Raw genomic sequence first — 16,546 nt, forward strand, 5'->3', positions numbered from 1 at the left:
AGCGGCCGCCTGGAAAGAGCCTCCAGCCGGCCGCGCGATCTGTGGAGGCCTCCTTCGAGGCGGCTGCGCCCCACCTCAGGATGAGGTCGCGGCGGGCGGGATCGGATCACGACGGACCCCGAGCCCGCGCACGGGCCCGAGAGCCGTTCGTCAATCCTCGTCGGTCTTCCAGTCGAAGGAGCGCTGCACCGCCCGGCCCCAGGCCGCGGCGATCTTCTCGCGCTGGCCGGCATCCATCTTCGGCGTCCAGCGCTTGTCGACGCCCCAGTTGCGCTTGAGATCGTCGAGCCCCTTCCAGTAGCCGACCGCGAGGCCCGCCGCGTAGGCGGCGCCGAGCGCGGTGGTCTCGGCCACCTTCGGGCGCACCACCGGCACGTCGAGCAGGTCGGACTGGAACTGCATGAGCGTGTTGTTGGCGACCATGCCGCCATCGGCCCGCAACTCCTTCACCGGGATGCCGGAATCCTTGGCCATCGCCTGCAGCACCTCGCGGGTCTGGAAGGCGGTCGCCTCCAGCACCGAGCGGGCGATGTGGCCGCGGTTGACGTAGCGGGTAAGCCCGATGATCAGGCCGCGGGCACCCTCGTTCCAGTGCGGGGCGTAGAGCCCCGAGAAGGCCGGCACGAAGTAGACGCCGCCGTTGTCCTCGACCGTCGTGGCGAGCGTCTCGACCTCGGCGGAATCCTTGATCATGTGCAGGTTGTCGCGCAGCCACTGCACCAGGGCGCCCGTGATGGCGATCGAGCCTTCGAGGGCGTAGGCCGGCTTCTGCCCGTCGAGGCGGTAGGCCAGCGTGGTGACGAGGCCGGCCTTCGACGGGACCGGCTCGGTGCCGGTGTTCATCAGCGCGAAGCAGCCGGTGCCGTAGGTGTTCTTGGCCTCGCCCGGCGCGAAGCAGGTCTGGCCGAACAGCGCCGCCTGCTGGTCGCCCAGGATGCCGGCGATCGGCACGCCGGCGAAGGGCGCCTTGGTCTCCCCGTAGACCTCGCTCGACGAGACGATCTTCGGCAGCATCGCCCGCGGGATGCCGAAGGTCTCAAGCATGCCGTCGTCCCAGTCGAGGGTCTTGAGCGACATGAGCTGCGTGCGGCTGGCATTGGTCACGTCGGTGACGTGAAGGCCGCCCTCCGTCCCGCCGGTCAGGTTCCAGACGAGCCAGGTGTCGATGTTGCCGAACAGCACGTCGCCGGCTTCGGCCTTCTCCCGGGCCCCCGCGACGTGGTCGAGGAGCCAGCGGAGTTTGAGTCCGGAGAAATAGCTCGCCAGCGGCAGGCCGGTGAGATCCCGGAACCGGTCGCGGCCGCCGTCGCGGGCAAACTCGCCCACCAGCCGGTCGTTGCGGGTGTCCTGCCAGACCAGGGCATTGTGCAGGGGCTTGCCGGTCGTCCGGTCCCAGATCAGCGTGGTCTCGCGCTGGTTGGTGATGCCCACGGCCGCCAGATCGGAGGGCTGGAGCCCGCCTTTCTCCAGCGCCTCGCGCATCACCGCCTGCGTCTTGGTCCAGATCTCGCCGGCGTCATGCTCGACATGGCCCGGGGCCGGGTAGATCTGCGCATGCTCGGCCTGGGCCAGCGCGATCACGCTGCCCTCGCGGTCGAACACGATGAAGCGGCTGCTCGTGGTGCCCTGGTCGATGGCCCCGACGTAACGGCTCATCGTTCCCTCCCCTGTGATGCCCGACCGGTCTGGCGCCGGATCGAGGCCGAAAAGATCAGGCTGCCTCGGCCTTGCGGTCGAGGTAGGCGGTCAGGCGCGCCGCGCTGTCCGCGCTGGTGCGCAGGCCGAGCTTGGAGCGCCGCCAGAGGATATCCTCGGCGGTCACGGCCCATTCCTCGGTGCGCAGGTAATCGACCTCGGCCGCCGTGAGCCCGCCGTCGAAGACCTCGCCGAGATCGGCCATGGATTGCGCGGTCCCGACGATGTCCCGGGCCCGGGTGCCGTAGGCGCGGGCGAGGCGCCGGGCGGTCTCGTCGGGCAGGAACGGCTTCTCGGCCCTCAGCTTGGCGAGGAACTGGTCGAAATCGGCATCCTTCATGGCGCCCCCGGGCAGGACCGCGTCGCCGGTCCAGGTCTTCCTGAGCGCCGGGAAGTACGGCTTCAGCTTCTCCAGCGCGTGCTCGGCGAGCCGCCGGTAGGTGGTGATCTTGCCGCCGAAGACCGAGAGCACCGCCGCCCGTCCGCCCTGGTCCTCGACGTCAAGGACGTAGTCGCGGGTCACCGCCGAGGCGTTCTCGGCCGCGTCGTCGTAGAGCGGGCGCACGCCCGAATAGCTCCAGACCACATCGGCCGGGGTGATCTTGGTGTCGAAGGAGCGGTTGATGCAGCCGCACAGGTAGTCGGTCTCTTCCGGCGAGATCGAGACCGGGCCGGGCTCGCCTTCGTAGGGGACGTCGGTGGTGCCGATCAGCGTGAAGTCCCGTTCGTAGGGAATCGCGAAGATGATGCGCTTGTCGGGCTGCTGCAGGATGTAGGCCTGATCGCCCGCGAACAGGCGCTTGACCACGATGTGGCTGCCCTTGATCAGGCGGACCGCCGCGCGGCTGTTGATGCCCAGCGTGCCGCCGAGCGTCTCGCTGACCCAGGGGCCGGCGGCATTCACCACCGCCCTGGCCCGGACGGTGCGCTCGGTCCCGCCGCGCTCGTCGCGCAGCGTCGCGACCCAGCCGTCGCCCTCGCGCCGGGCCGAGACGACGCCGGTGCGGGTCAGCACCGTGGCGCCGCGCTCGCGGGCATCCATGGCGTTGAGCACGACGAGGCGGCTGTCCTCGACCCAGCAGTCGGAATAGACGAAGCCGCGCTTGAGGCGCTTCTGCAGCGGCGCGCCGTAATCGGAGCTGCGCAGGTCGACGCCGTGGGAGCCCGGCAGCGTCCGCAGCCGCGCCAGATGATCGTAGAGGAACAGGCCGAGCCGCAGCATCCAGGCCGGGCGCAGGCCCTCGTCGTGGGGCAGCACGAAGCGCAGCGGCCAGATCACGTGCGGCGCGAGCCGCAGCAGCCGTTCGCGCTCCGCCAGCGCCTCCCGGACGAGACGGAACTCGTAATATTCGAGGTAGCGCAGGCCGCCATGGATCAGCTTCGTCGAGGAGGACGACGTGAATCCCGCGAGATCCCCGCGCTCGGCCAGCAGGACCGACAGGCCCCGGCCGGCTGCGTCCCGGGCGATGCCGGTGCCGTTGATGCCGCCGCCGACGATCAGGAGATCGTAGGCGTCGGACGGCTCGCGCTGGCGCGTTGCTGCCGCCATGGTTCCTCCAAGGCCGCCCTGATGGCGGATTGGCATAATATTGACACGGCCGTGTGTTTTCGCAAGCGAAAAAATGGATGTTCGTTACGGTTCGTCCGCGCTGTCGGCCACCGCGAGGGTGACACCCTGGCGCTCCATGAGCGCGACCACCTCGGCCGGCGGCATCCGGTCCGTGAAGAAGGTGTCCACCTGCTCCAGACGCCCGACCTGGACCATCGGCCGACGACCGAACTTGGTGTGGTCGGCCACCAGGAAGGTCTTGCGGGCATGGGCCAGGATGGTCTGCGTCGCCCGGACTTCCTCGTAATCGTAGTCGAGGAGCGCCCCGTCGGCGTCGATGCCGCTGATGCCGATCACCGCCACGTCGACGCGGAACTGGCTGAGGGTGTCGCAGGTGAGCTGGCCCAGCACGGCGCCGTCGCGGTTGCGCACGGTCCCGCCGGCCACGACGATGCGGAACTCGGTGGCCTCGGCCAGGGAGATCGCGACGTTGAGGTTGTTGGTGATGATGCTGAGATCGTCGTGCCGGGTCAGCTCCCGGGCGACGGCCTCCGGGGTCGTGCCGATGTTTATGAAGACCGAGCAATGCGATGGGATGCGGCTCGCCGCGAGGCGGCCGATCCGGCTCTTCTCCGGCAGCAGGGTGACGCGGCGGTCGGCGTAGTCGATGTTCTCGACGCTCGACGGCAGGCCGCCGCCGCCGCGATAGCGCTCCAGGCGGCCCTCGGCGCTCAATTCGTTGAGGTCGCGGCGGATCGTCTGGACGGTGACGCCGAACTGCGTCGCCAGGGCCTCAATGGTGACGAAGCCGCGCTGCCGCACCGCCGTGACGATGGCGCTGCGTCGCCCCTCGACGCCGGTCGCCTCGACCCTGTCGTCGGATCTCCGGTCGAGCGGTCGTGACATCGATACTCCCTCGCGTTGCCTCCGGCCGCCGCACCGCTGTAACGGTGCTCGGCCGATGTTCGTTTGCGAACATTTTTCGTTGTCGAAGGCCGCCGCGCAAGCTTGGACCGCCTGTGGCCGGCCCGCAACCGCCGTCGGTCCGAACTATGATTCAAGGGTGCGCGGACGCCCGGCCCGCCGGCGAGCGGGCACAAAAAAGGCCTGCCGCGCATGCGACAGGCCAAGCCACCCGGGCGGTGCCGTCTTCGGCACGCCCTGGGGCCCTTCGATCACATGTTGTGGCGCATCCGGCGGTGATGCTTCATCATCTTCTTGTGCTTCATGCGCTTGCGCATCATCGGACGCTGGGCCGGAGCGGCGCCCTGCTCCATCGCGGCGGCCTCGCCGGCGCGCTCCATGCCGCCGCGCGGGCCACCGGCCTGCGCGCCAGAGGCGTTGTAGGGCGAGTTACCCTGGGCGTAGGCGGAGCCCGCGAGGAGCGTCAGCGACGCGGCGGCCAACAGAAGTTTCCTCATCATCAATCCCTGGCGTAGACCGGCGCAGGCAAAGCGTCGCACCTCGTCAGGCGCGTTGCCGCTGCGTCGGAAAATAAGCGGCCCAGACGAGACTTGGTTCCGCAGTCCCCGCCCTTGCAGCGCACAATTGCCGGGAGCGTTAACTCGGCCTATGTCGCGTCCCGTCCCGGCCCGGCCGCGACCGAGCACGAGGGGAGCGGGTGGCGGTGGCCAGCAGCGGTTCGGCCTATCTCCTGCTGGATGTCGCCGGCACGGCCTGCGCCCTGCCCCGCAGCGCGGTCGCCGAGATCCTGCCGCTCCCGGATCTCCACACGCCCCCCGCGGCCGGAGGCTGGCTCCTCGGCTTCCTCAATCTCGGCGGCGCGCCGGTTCCGGTGATCGATCTGGCGACCCTGCTGGGCCTGCGCCCGGCGGTCGCGGCGCCCGGCCTCTACGCCCACCTCGCGCTGATGCAGGGCGAGGCCGTCGCCTATCTCGTCGATCGCGTCGCGGATCTCATGACCGTCCCGGACTCCGCGATCCGGCAGGCCGAGGAGGCCGATACCCTCAACGGCTGCGTCGCCGCCGAGCTGGTCCTCGGCGAGCGCCTCGTCCACGCGCTGGCGCCGGAGCGTCTCCTGACCGCGCAGGAACGCATCCGCGTCGACGCCCTGACGCGGGCCGCCGCCGAACGTCTCGCCGCGCTGCCGCACTCCGTCTGACCGCGCGATGGCCCGTCCGGGTAGTCCCCGTCCCGATCTGGGTGCCGATCCCGCCTACGCGCCCCTCAAGGCGCGGATCATCGCGCGCACCGGCCATCATTACTACATCGACAAGGACGAATTGCTGATCGAGCGGCTGCACCGCCGCTTCCGCGCCGCGGCCGTGGCCGACTGCGCCGCTTACGCGGGTCTCCTGTCTGACGGCGCGTCGGGAGAGGCGGAATGGGCCCGGCTCGAGGCCGAGATCACCGTCGGCGAGACGTTCTTCTTCCGCTACGCCGAGCAGTTCCAGGCGCTGCGCGAGACGATCCTGCCGGCGCTGATCGCCGCCCGGGGCTCCGAACGCGTCCTGCGCATCTGGAGTGCGGGCTGCTCCACGGGGGCCGAGCCCTATTCCCTGGCGATCCTGGTGCACGAACTGCTCGGCGATGCCCTGCCCGACTGGCGGGTCTCGATCCTCGGAACCGATATCAGCACCGAGGCGCTGGCCACCGCCCGCGCCGCCGAGTACGGCCGATGGGCCCTGCGGACGATGCCGCCGGAGGACCGGCTGCGCTACTTCACCCGTCTGCCGGCCGCTCCGGGCATCCGGCGCGAGGGCGGCTACGCCCTGCGGCCGGAATTCCGCGGACCGGTCCGGTTCGAGCGGGGCAACCTGCTCACCCTTGCCGCCCCCGTTCCGTCGCAGGGCGAGCCGTTCGACCTGATCCTCTGCCGGAACGTGCTGATCTACTTCGAGGCCCGGACGGTGGCCGCCGTGGTGCGCGGTCTGGGCCGCAGGCTGCGGCCGGACGGGTGGCTGCTGCTCGGCCACGCCGAGCCGAGTCCCGCCTTCGCGAGCTTCCTCGACGCCGTCAGCCTGCCCGGCACCGTGGCCTACCGCCCTCGCCCCGAGGCGCCGCCGCTCGCCCTGGCCGCCGTGCCGGCGGCGGATCCGCCCCGTCCGGCGCCACAGGGGGCGGAGCCGTGCGGCCAGAAGCCCAGCCGGATTCCGACCCCGTCCGCCGCGGCCGTCGACGCGGCCGTCGACGCTGCTGCCGATCCCGCCCCGAACCCGGCTGCCGATGCCGCAGCCGGGACGATCTCCGCCGAGACGATCTCCGCCGAGACGGGGCCCCCGGACGCTTGGTCGGCCGAGGAGGAGGCGGGAGGGCTCGACCGCATCCGCACGCTCGCCGATGCCGGGGAGACCGGCGCGGCCTGGCGGGCCCTGCGGACCGCGCTGGATCGAGATCCGACCGACACGGCCCTGCGCTTCTACGAGGGGCTGCTGGCCCATACCCTCGGGCGCGACGCCGAGGCCGAGCGGGCGCTTCGGGCCGCGCTCTACCTCGACCGGGGCTTCGTGATGGCGCACTATCACCTCGGCCTGCTGCTGATCGCGCTGCAGCGCCCGCACGAGGCCGTTCGCGCCCTCGACAATGCCGTCGCCTTGAGTCAAGCCCTCGGGCCGGACACGGCGCTGCCCGAGGGCGACGGCGCCTCCGCCGGCGAGATCGCGGCCAGTGCGGCCGCGGCCCGCGCCGCGCTCGGCGTCACCGACAGCAGGAGGTCCTGATGGGGGCACGCCCGAGTGCGCAGGAGGCCCGGCCGCGGACGCGGCCGGAGCGGGATCTGCGCGCCGAGCGCGCGGTCGCCCTCGCCCGCCGCGGTGCGGTCGCGGCGGCCGCCGGCCTGGACATCGACCAGCTCGTCTGCGCCTGCGGCAGCGAGCGTTATGGCCTGCCCCTGGCAGCCGTCGCGCAGGTCCTCCCGTCACGCCCCTGCACGCCGATGCCCGGCGCGGTGCCGGCGCTGGACGGCCTCATCGCCCTGTCCGGGCGGATCGTCGGGGTCCTCAGCCTCGCCCGGGCTCTCGGCCGGCCCGACGCGGCATCGGATGCGGGGTCGGAGGGTCATCTGATCGTGCTGCGCGGGCCCCATCCGCAGCCCCTCGCCCTCGCGGTGGACCGCGTGCTCGGCATCGCCCGGGTCGCCGCCTCCGGCGAGGCCGCGGTCGATCCCGACGGCTTGGGCAACGAGGCCGCTTCGGTCTATGCGCCGGGCTCCGCCTCCGGAGCGGTCGGCGACGGCCGCCCCGACTTCGTCGTCATCGACCTCCCCCGTCTCCTGCGCCGCGCCCTGCCCTGAAACGGGCCGCCTGCCCCAACCGGAGCCCTCCCCGCCCGTGTCGCTCTCGATCGGAAAACGCATCCTTCTCGGCTTCTTCGCCATCACCGCCGTGGTGGTGGCGCTCGGGCTCTACGCCCTTGAGCAGATCGGAGCGGTGCGCGACACGACCGACGCGATCGTCCGGCGGGACATGACGGTCCTGCGCCAGCTCGACGATCTCGGGAACGAGGCGCGCGATCTCGGTCTCCTGCGCCGCACCGCCGTGATCGGGATGCTGATGCAGGCTCAGGGCCGCCCGGCCCAGACCGGCGAGACCCTCACGGCCTGGCGCCAGACCGCGGCCCAGGTGGAGAACCGGCTCGCCACGACGATCCAGCTCGCCGGCGAGTACCGGGCGCAGGGGATTTCCGCCGAGCGCATCGCGGCCTGGGACCGCATCGCCGCCGCGGCGAACACGGTCCAGGGCTTCTTCCGCGAGGTCAAGGCCCAGGGCGAAGCGCAGTTCGCCGCCATCGCCCAGCAGGATGTCGCGGCGGTCGAGGCCCGCAACGCGGAGATCAGCCGCCTGCAGGCGCCCTTCCTCGACGGGATCAAGAACCTCCGGTCGCAACTCGACGGCAGCATGGCCCTGGGCCAGCGCGCCGCGCAGGCGGTCTACGAGCGCTCGCGCCTCTCGATCTACCTGACCCTGGGCGCCTCGGTGCTGCTGGCGCTCCTGATCACGTGGCTGATCAGCCGCGCGGTGGTGCGCCCCCTCGAATCGGTCATGGCCTTCGTCGCCCGCGTCGGCGAGGGCGACCTGTCCGGCCAGCTGACGGCGGGCGGCCGCGACGAGATCGGTCAGCTCTCCGCGCGTCTCAACACGATGGTTGCGGGTCTGTCGGATCTGGCGCGGACCAACCGGGCGGCGACGGCGGATCTGAACGCGGCGGCGGCGGAGATCCGCGCCTCGGCGCAGGAGCAGGCGGCCTCGGTGGAGCAGCAATTCGCGGCGGTGCAGGAGACGGCGGCCACGGTCGACGAGATCACCCATTCGGGCGCGCAGATCAGCAAGCGGGCCACCGAGGTGATCGCCACCGCCCAGGCGACCGCGCAGACCTCCCGCCAGGGCCTGCGCGCCGTGTCCGACACCGCCAAGGCCATGGAGGCGATCCGCGAGCAGGCGGAGGCGGTGGCCGGCAACATCGTCAGCCTGTCGGAGAAGACCCAGACGATCGGCGACATCATCGAGACGGTCAACGACATCTCGGAGCGCACGCACCTGCTGGCGCTCAACGCCGCCATCGAGGCGGCGGCGGCCGGCGAGAGCGGGCGCAGCTTCGCGGTGGTCGCCTCCGAGATGAAGCTCCTGGCCGATCAGGCCAAGGCGGCCACCGGCCAGGTGCGGGGGATCCTGGGCGAGATCCAGCGGGGCATCAACACCTCGGTGATGCTCACCGAGGAGGCGGTCAAGCGCGCCGCCGCCGGCAAGACGCGCTCGGACACGACGCAGCGGACCATCGAGGAGATCACCGCCCGGGTGGAGGAGAACGTCCAGACCTTCCAGCAGATCGTCGCCTCGACCAACCAGCAGCAGCTCGGCATCGAGCAGGTGATGGGCGCGCTCCAGAACATCCGCCAGGCCAGCCAGCAGACCGCGGCCGGCACCCGGCAGGTCGAGGCCGCCTCCGCGAACCTCACCGAGCTCGCCCAGGCCCTCATGGCCCTCGCCGAACGCTACCGGAACTGAGGCGGCGCGCCCCTTGGCCGAGGACATCCGCAAGCTCCTGCTCGCCGCCTTCGATGTGGAGCATCGGGAGCACGTCACGGCGATCCGCGGGGCGCTCGGCAGCGCCACGCCGGATTGGAACGACGTCTTCCGCCGGGCCCACAGCCTGAAGGGGGCGGCGCGCGCCGTCGACCTCCCCGCGGTCGAGGCGGTCGCCCACCGCCTCGAGACCCTGTTCGAGGGCGTGCGCACCGGCGCCACCGCCCTCGACCGCGAGGCGGCCAACGCCGTCCACCTCGTCCTCGACCGGATCGAGTCCTACGTCGCCGGCCTCACGGACGGGGCCGGCCCGGAGATGCCGCCCGATGCCCTGGCGGCGCTCGGGCGCCTCCTCGATCTGCCCGGGGAAACGCCGCCGCCCGGCCCGGCGTCGGCTCCGGCCCCGAGCCCGCCCGCCATGCCATCGGCCCCGTCACCGACCCCGTCACCGGCCGCGCCTGCGCCGAAGCCGGCCCCCGAGCCGGCCGAAGCCTCCGCCGCCATCCTGCGGGTGCCGGCGGACGCCGTCGAGGCGCTGGCCCGGGCGAGCCACGATCTGGCCAGCACCCTGGCGGGCCAAGCGCCCGCAGCCGACGGCCTCGCCCGCCTCGCCCGCCTCGCCCGCGACCTGCGCCTCGGCGCGGAGACCATCGCCGCCGGGGCCGGCGCGGAGCGGCCCGAATGGCGCGCCTTCGCGGCCCGCGCCGACGCTTTCGCCCGGGAGGCCGCGGATCTGTCGCGGCGCCAAGCTTCTGCGACCAGCGCGGTCGAGGGGGCGGCGACCCGCGTCCGGGCCGCCGCCGAGCGCCTCGCCCTGGTGCCGGCCGAGACCGTGCTGGCGCCGCTGGCCCGGTCGCTGCGCGAGACGGCCCGGGAGCAGGGCCGCGAGGTCGATATCGACCTGCGGGGCCTCGACCTGCCGGTGGAGCGTGGCACGCTGCAGGCCCTGAAGGATCCGCTGCTCCACGCCCTCCGCAACGCCCTCAGCCACGGCTGGGAGGCGCCGGAGGTGCGGCGCGCGGCCGGCAAGCCGGAGGCCCTGGGCCTCGGGCTCGCGGTCGCAGTGCAGGGCTCCCGCCTTCAGGTCACCGTCTTCGACGATGGGCCCGGGCCGGACCTCGCCCGGATCGAGGCGGCGGCCCGGGCCCGCGGCCTCCTCGGCCCCGCGGCCGCCGCCGACCCGGAGACCCTGCTGCGCCTCGTCTTCGAGCCCGGCTTCTCCACCGCCGAGGCGGTCGATACCCTGTCGGGGCGCGGCTACGGCCTCTCGGTCGCCGCGGACGCCGCCCGCCAGCTCATGGGCAGCGTCCGCCTGGAGCCGCGCGATCCGGCCGGCACCGCCCTGATCTTCAGCCTGCCGCTCTCGGCGGCCCGGCGCAGCCTGCTGCTGGTCGAGGCGGCCGGGCGCAGCTACGCGCTGCCGGGGGGCGCCGTGGAGCGCCTCCTGCGCCTCAAGCGCGGCGAACTCCCGGTCGCGATGGGGCGGACGATCCTGCGGCTCGGTGAGGGGGATGCGGCGACGAGCCACCCGGTCACGGACCTCGCCGCGATCCTCGGACAGTCGGCCGATCCCGCCGATCCCGGCATGCTGACCGCCGTGGTGCTGCGGACCCGCGGCGGCCGTCTGGCCCTTTCGGTCGATCGTCTGCACGACGTCCGTCCGTTCCTGGTCCTGCCCGCGCCCGCCTTCGGGGCCGATCCGGGCCTGATCGCCGGCACGGCGGTCCTGCACGGGGACGTGCCGGTCCTGGTCCTCGATCCCGAGGGGATCGCGGTTCGCGCCCTGGCCGGGGCGCCGGGCGGGTCGCTCGGAACGATGGGGCCGGCTCAACGTTCGACGACTCCCGTGTCGCCGCGCGCATCCGCCCGCGCAACGATTCTGGTCGTCGACGATTCGATCACCACCCGGACCTTGGAGAAGGGCATCTTGGAAGCCGCCGGCTACCGTGTGGTCGTTTGCGTCGACGGGCAGGATGCCCTCGAACGGCTGCGCGCCGAGATCGAGCCCGTGGACCTGGTCCTCGCCGACGTGGAGATGCCACGGCTCGACGGGTTCGGCCTGCTCAAGGCCCTCCGGGCCGACGAGCGCTTCGCCCGGCTTCCGACGATCCTGATGACCTCCCGCGGGGATGCCGCCGACGTCGCCCGGGGCCTGGATCTCGGCGCCGACGCCTACCTCACCAAGCAGAAGTTCGACCAGCGCCAGTTGCTGGATACGATCGGGCAGCTCCTATGACCCCCGTCCGTGTGATGCTCGTGGAGGACAGCCTCGTGGTGCGCGAGCTGCTGCGCCACATCGTCTCCCGCGATCCCCGCCTCGAACTCGTGGCCGCGGTCGCCTCCGGCGAGGAGGCCCTCGACAAGCTCCGGACCGTGCGGCCGGACGTGATCTCGATGGATATCCGCCTTCCGGGCATCGACGGCCTCGAGACGACCCGCCGGATCATGGCCGAGCACCCGACACCGATCGTCGTCGTGGCGGATTCGGTCGAGGATTCCTCGCTGCGCATCTCCATGAACGCGCTGCGGGCCGGGGCCCTGTCGGTGGTCGAGAAGCCGGTGGCCACGACCCATGCCGGCTATGAGGGCGTGGCCGGCGAAATCTGCACGCAGCTGCGGATCATGGCCCAGGTTCCGGTCATCCGCCGCCGCCCGATCGGCACCGAATGGGCGGGCCGTGCCGTCGCTGCGCCCCACGCGCCGCCGGCCGAGCTGACCGGGCAGGCGCCGAGCCTCCTGGGCATCGCCGCCTCGACGGGCGGCCCCCCGGCGCTGGCGCGGGTGATCGGCGCCCTGCCCCAGGATTTCCCGCTGCCGGTGCTGGTGGTCCAGCACATGGGGGCGGCCTTCATGGACGGGTTCGCCAGCTGGCTCGACAGCGTCGTGACCCTGCCGGTGGCGCTGGCCCGGGACGGGGAGCGGGCCGAAGCCGGCCGCGTCTACGTGGCTCCGGGCGACCGCCACCTGGAGATCGGCTCCGGCCGGATCCTGCGGGTGATCGACTCCGCGCCGGTCTCGGGCCAGCGCCCCGCCGCCACCGTGCTGTTCCGGTCCATGGCCCGGCAATCCGGAGCCTCCGGCATCGGCGTGCTGCTCACCGGCATGGGCGAGGACGGAGCCATCGGTCTCGCCGACATGCAGAAGGCCGGCGCCCAGACCGTCGCCGAGCATGAGAGCACCGCGGTCGTCTACGGCATGCCGGCGGCGGCCGTACGGCTCGGGGCCGCCCGGGCCGTTCTCCCCCTCGACCGCATCGCCGACCACGTCCTGCGCCTCGTGGACGGGGGGGCTCGGCCGTGATCGAGGCCGGCACGGTTGAGGTGCCGGCCCGGATCCTGCTCGTCGAGGATTCGGAGACGCAGGCCCTGGAGCTGCGTCTGCTCCTGGAGGCGCATGGATTCGCCGTGGAGCGCTGCGCCTCCGCCGAGACCGCCCTCGACCACCTCAACCGCAGCCAGCCCGATCTCGTGGTGGCCGACTATCACCTGCCGGGCATGAACGGCGACGAGCTGATCCGGCAGATGCGCCTGTCCCTGCGCACCCGGGCCCTCCCCGTCCTGATGCTGACCGGCGGCAGCGGGGGCGAGCGTCAGGGCCTCGAGAGCGGCGCCGACGCCTACCTGCCGAAATCCGCCGATCGCGACCTCATGATCCTGCGGATCCGCGCCCTGCTGCGCGAGCGTCGCCCCGCGAGCGAGGGCGAGGGCCCGGGTGCGGCCGCGTTCCGGCGCGGGCGGATCCTGGTGATCGACGGGAGCGCGACGTACCGGACCTTCCTCGCCGGCCTGATGGGCCAGGACGGCCATCACGTGGTCAGCGCCGACGGGCCGGACGCGGCGCTGGCCGCCCTGGACGCGGCGGCCGGCGCCGAGGCCTTCGACTGCGTGACGGTCGATCTCCTGGGCCACGCCTATGACGGCCTCGCCCTGTGCCAGGTGATCAGCGAGCGGCGCTCCGGCCAGGCGGCGGGTGCGGGCTTCCACCTCGTCGGGATCGCCGGCAGCGATCCGGCCAAGACTTTCCTCGTCGAAGCCTACGCGGCCGGGGCCGACGACGTGGTCTCGAAGACCGATGCCGAGGTCCTGGCGCTGCGGGTGCGCGGCTTCGTGCGGCGGCGCCTGCTGGAGGAGGATGACCGGCGCATCGCCGGCCAGTTCGGCGAGCGCGAGCGGGCGGTGGAGCGCGCCCGCGCCGAGGCCGAGGCGGCCGAGGCGCGGGCCGGGCTCGCCGACGCCCTGGAGCGCGCCAACCGCGACCTCGCCGACGCCAATCGCCAACTCACCGAGGCGCAGTCCAAGCTCGTCCAGGCCGCCAAGATGGCGTCGCTGGGCGAACTGGTGGCCGGCATCGCGCACGAGATCAACAACCCGCTGGCCTTCATCCTGGCCCATCAGGGCACGGTCGAACGCCTGCTCGGCGAATTGCCGGATGCCGCGCCGGACGCGGCCGCCCGCGCCGTCGACAAGGCCCGGCAACGGGTCGGCTCGATGCGGATGGGGCTGACCCGGATCCAGGATCTCGTGCTGAACCTGCGGAAGTTCTCGCGCCTCGACGAGGGCGAACGTGCCCTGGTCAACGTCCCGGAGGCGATCGAGACGGTGCTGGCCCTGATCCAGCACAAGCTCGGCGACCGGATCGCCGTGGAGCGCAGCTTCGCGGGGCGCGCCGAGATCCACTGCACCCCGGCGCTGCTCAATCAGGTGGTGATGAACATCCTGGGCAACGCCGCCGACGCGATGCCGGAGGGCGGCACGATCCGGATCACGACCCAGTCGAGCCCAGAGTTCGACGAGATCCGTATCAGCGATACCGGTCCCGGAATCCCGGATACGTTGCGGGAGAAGATCTTCGAGCCGTTCTTCACGACGAAACCGGTGGGGTCCGGTACCGGTCTGGGTCTTGCGATTGCATACAGCGTCGTTCAAGCGCATAGCGGCTCGCTCACCGTGGAGACGGCCCCGGGTGGGGGAGCCTGCTTCGTGATCGGGATCCCGCGGCAGGCGCCAGTGCATGAGTGACGGTACGGCAGGTGTAGGGACGATCCTGGCCGTCGACGACGAGCCGGATATCCTGATCGCCCTGGAGGACCTGTTCGAGGAGTCCTACCGGGTGCTGACGACCTCGCGCCCGGCGGAGGCGCTGGAGATCCTGCGCGCCGAGCCCGACATCGCCGTCGTGCTCTCCGACCAGCGCATGCCCGGCCTGACCGGCGACGCGCTCCTCGCCGAGGCCCGGACCTTTCACGACGCGCAGGCGATCCTGCTGACCGGCTACGCCGACATCACCGCGGTGATCGCCGCCCTCAACCGCGGCGGCATCGTCGGTTACGTCACCAAGCCCTGGGATGCCGGCCTGCTGCGCTCCACCGTCCGGCAGGCCTTCGAGCGCCATAGCCTCGGCCGGGACCTCGCCACCGAGCGGGCGCTCCTGCGCGGCCTCCTCGACCACGCCCAGGACGCGATCAGCTTCAAGGACGCCCAGGGCCGGTTCGTGCGGCTGAACGCCCGCAAGGCCGCCCTCCTCGGCCACGACATCGCCGCCTGCCTCGGGCGGCGCGAGGGCGAGCTCCTCGGCCCGAAGGCGGCTCCGGTGACGGCGGCGGACGAGGCGGCGATCCGCTCCGGGGCGGTGGCCGAGAGCCTCATCAGCGATGGCCCGACGGGGGCCGAGCAGTGGAGCCACGTGACGCGCGTGCCGATCCGCGACGCCGGCGGCTCGATCAGCCACCTCGCGATGATCGAGCGCGACGTGACCGAGCAGCGGACCCTGGAGGCCCGGCTGCGGCAATCGGACAAGATGCAGGCGCTGGGCACCCTCGCGGGGGGCATCGCGCACGATTTCAACAATCTCCTGACCGCGATCCTCGGCAGCCTCGAACTCGCCGCCCCGAAGGTTGCCGACCAACCGCGGGTCCAGCGGCTGATCGAGAACGCCCGCGGAGCCGCCGAACGCGGCGCGTCCCTGACGAAGCGCCTCCTCAGCTTCAGCCGTGCCCACGACCTCCAGGCACGGGCCGTCGACGTGAACACCCTGATCACCGGGATGAGCGACCTGTTCGGGCGCAGCCTCGGCGGCCTCGTCACGGTCCGGACCGACCTCGAGGAGGGTCTTGCGGCGGTCCAGGTCGATCCGGACCAGCTCGAACTCGCCGTGCTCAACCTCTGCATCAACGCCCGGGACGCCATGCCGGACGGGGGCGCCATCACGGTGGCGACCCGGCAACTCAGCATCGGCGGCGATCCCGAGATCGCCGACGGCACCTATCTGGGCATCAGCGTCACCGACGAGGGCACCGGCATACCGGAGGAGATCCTGCGCCGGGTCTGCGAGCCGTTCTTCACAACCAAGGCGGTCGGCCAGGGGACGGGGCTCGGGCTCGCCATGGTGTTCGGCCTCGCACAGCAATCCAAGGGCCGGCTGGTGATCGACAGCGTGGTCGGGCGCGGTACCCGTGTCGAGCTGGCTCTGCCCTTCGCCGATCAAGCCCCCGAGCAGGCCGCCGAGGCGTCCGGTGCCGCCCCGGTCGCCGGCCGGCGCGCCCGCGTCCTCATCGTCGACGACGACCCGCAGGTGCGGCACGTGACGGCCTCCTTCCTGACCGGATTCGGCCACAGCACCACGGAGGCCGGCGATGGCGAGGCTGCGCTCCGGCTTCTCCAGGGGGACCGCTACGACATCGTCGTGGCCGATCTGGCCATGCCCGGCATGAGCGGCATCGAGCTGGCCGCCGAGATCCGCGACCGGGATCCGCACATGCCGGTCCTGATCCTCACGGGCCACGCCGATGCGATGCAGATCCCCGAGGACCTGCCGGTGCTCGCCAAGCCGTTCCGCTCGGCCGATCTCGCGGCCCGGGTCGCCACGCTGCTGGAGGGTGCGGTCGGGACCTCCGTCTGAGGGGGGCTTGCAACCAACCGGTTGCCGGCTCATTCTCTCTCCGTGGAGCCCGATGGCTCCGGGTTACGAAGAGGAGGTGGACCATGAGCAATCACGGCATCTTCCCGCGCCGCAGGCGTGACAACGATCTGGACCAGGACGGTCCACCGGACGAGTTCCGGCAGGGATAGGGGTTTTCGGAACGCGGCGCGGTCGAGTTCCCGGCCCGTCCGATACGGGCCGCCAGGGCGAGCTCCCGCGACCATCCGAGACGTGGACCCTGCTACAGACCCGTCGGCGCGAGCCGGCGGGTTTTTTTTTATGACTCGCGCATCCTCATCGCGAGCGGAGCGACCCAGGGACACGCGACAGCTTGAGACCGCGCGCTGCCTTGGATTGCTTCGCTCCGCTCGCCAGGACGCGAAACGCAAGAAGCCGCCCCGGA

General features: G+C 72.2%; 12 protein-coding genes. 8 read left to right on the plus strand and 4 right to left on the minus strand.

Annotation, left to right across the window (positions count from 1 at the left end; all coding sequences use genetic code 11):
• Positions 1-150: 150 nt before the first annotated feature.
• The 4 genes from glpK to P9K36_RS12750 all read right to left on the minus strand — a co-directional run bounded on the left by glpK (position 151) and on the right by P9K36_RS12750 (position 4,665).
• A complete protein-coding gene (gene glpK, locus P9K36_RS12735; protein ID WP_043757431.1) occupies positions 151-1,656 on the minus strand; it encodes a glycerol kinase GlpK in 1,506 nt (501 codons plus the stop codon).
• A gap of 55 nt (positions 1,657-1,711) precedes the next feature.
• Complete coding sequence (glpD, locus tag P9K36_RS12740; protein ID WP_043352535.1) at positions 1,712-3,244, minus strand: glycerol-3-phosphate dehydrogenase; 1,533 nt, start codon at positions 3,242-3,244, stop codon at positions 1,712-1,714.
• 84 nt (positions 3,245-3,328) lie between these two features.
• Positions 3,329-4,150: a DeoR family transcriptional regulator gene (locus P9K36_RS12745; RefSeq protein ID WP_043352536.1), complete on the minus strand. Its 822-nt coding sequence runs from the start codon at positions 4,148-4,150 to the stop codon at positions 3,329-3,331.
• Between the two features lie 269 nt (positions 4,151-4,419).
• Complete coding sequence (locus P9K36_RS12750; RefSeq protein WP_051044842.1) at positions 4,420-4,665, minus strand: hypothetical protein; 246 nt, start codon at positions 4,663-4,665, stop codon at positions 4,420-4,422.
• A gap of 206 nt (positions 4,666-4,871) precedes the next feature.
• Between P9K36_RS12750 and P9K36_RS12755 the strand changes: the two genes are divergently transcribed.
• The 8 genes from P9K36_RS12755 to P9K36_RS12790 are packed head-to-tail and all read left to right on the plus strand — an operon-like array spanning position 4,872 to position 16,122.
• Positions 4,872-5,366, plus strand: coding sequence for a chemotaxis protein CheW (locus P9K36_RS12755; RefSeq protein ID WP_043352540.1), 495 nt, complete (start codon positions 4,872-4,874; stop codon positions 5,364-5,366).
• Positions 5,367-5,373: 7 nt separating this feature from the next.
• On the plus strand, positions 5,374-6,924 hold the full coding sequence (locus P9K36_RS12760; protein ID WP_111473918.1) for a protein-glutamate O-methyltransferase CheR: 1,551 nt from the start codon (positions 5,374-5,376) through the stop codon (positions 6,922-6,924).
• Complete coding sequence (locus P9K36_RS12765; RefSeq protein ID WP_043352543.1) at positions 6,924-7,496, plus strand: chemotaxis protein CheW; 573 nt, start codon at positions 6,924-6,926, stop codon at positions 7,494-7,496. Before P9K36_RS12760 ends, P9K36_RS12765 begins: the two co-directional genes overlap by 1 nt.
• Before the next feature lie 37 nt (positions 7,497-7,533).
• Entirely contained in the window at positions 7,534-9,207 is a 1,674-nt protein-coding gene (locus tag P9K36_RS12770; protein WP_043757437.1) for a methyl-accepting chemotaxis protein, read from the plus strand.
• A gap of 13 nt (positions 9,208-9,220) precedes the next feature.
• The gene (locus P9K36_RS12775; protein ID WP_043757440.1) at positions 9,221-11,461 is read left to right on the plus strand and encodes a response regulator; all 2,241 of its coding nucleotides are present in this window, start codon (positions 9,221-9,223) and stop codon (positions 11,459-11,461) included.
• Positions 11,458-12,525: a chemotaxis-specific protein-glutamate methyltransferase CheB gene (cheB, locus tag P9K36_RS12780; RefSeq protein WP_043387373.1), complete on the plus strand. Its 1,068-nt coding sequence runs from the start codon at positions 11,458-11,460 to the stop codon at positions 12,523-12,525. The genes P9K36_RS12775 and cheB overlap by 4 nt, the downstream gene beginning before the upstream one ends.
• Positions 12,522-14,243 carry a response regulator gene (locus P9K36_RS12785; protein WP_043387375.1) on the plus strand — a complete coding sequence of 574 codons (1,722 nt, stop codon included), beginning with the start codon at positions 12,522-12,524 and terminating at the stop codon, positions 14,241-14,243. Before cheB ends, P9K36_RS12785 begins: the two co-directional genes overlap by 4 nt.
• Positions 14,236-16,122, plus strand: coding sequence for a response regulator (locus tag P9K36_RS12790; protein WP_043355050.1), 1,887 nt, complete (start codon positions 14,236-14,238; stop codon positions 16,120-16,122). Before P9K36_RS12785 ends, P9K36_RS12790 begins: the two co-directional genes overlap by 8 nt.
• Positions 16,123-16,546: the final 424 nt, after the last annotated feature.

It is taken from the genome of Methylobacterium sp. 391_Methyba4 (assembly GCF_029691625.1).
Taxonomy (GTDB): domain Bacteria; phylum Pseudomonadota; class Alphaproteobacteria; order Rhizobiales; family Beijerinckiaceae; genus Methylobacterium; species Methylobacterium fujisawaense.

Excerpts from the sequence above, each read along its gene's own strand:
- glpD (WP_043352535.1), bottom strand. The coding sequence starts at position 3,244 with ATGGCGGCAGCAACGCGCCAGCGCGAGCCGTCCGACGCCTACGATCTC.
- glpK (WP_043757431.1), bottom strand. The coding sequence starts at position 1,656 with ATGAGCCGTTACGTCGGGGCCATCGACCAGGGCACCACGAGCAGCCGC.
- P9K36_RS12790 (WP_043355050.1), top strand. The coding sequence starts at position 14,236 with ATGAGTGACGGTACGGCAGGTGTAGGGACGATCCTGGCCGTCGACGAC.
- P9K36_RS12745 (WP_043352536.1), bottom strand. The coding sequence starts at position 4,150 with ATGTCACGACCGCTCGACCGGAGATCCGACGACAGGGTCGAGGCGACC.
- P9K36_RS12750 (WP_051044842.1), bottom strand. The coding sequence starts at position 4,665 with ATGAGGAAACTTCTGTTGGCCGCCGCGTCGCTGACGCTCCTCGCGGGC.
- cheB (WP_043387373.1), top strand. The coding sequence starts at position 11,458 with ATGACCCCCGTCCGTGTGATGCTCGTGGAGGACAGCCTCGTGGTGCGC.
- P9K36_RS12765 (WP_043352543.1), top strand. The coding sequence starts at position 6,924 with ATGGGGGCACGCCCGAGTGCGCAGGAGGCCCGGCCGCGGACGCGGCCG.
- P9K36_RS12760 (WP_111473918.1), top strand. The coding sequence starts at position 5,374 with ATGGCCCGTCCGGGTAGTCCCCGTCCCGATCTGGGTGCCGATCCCGCC.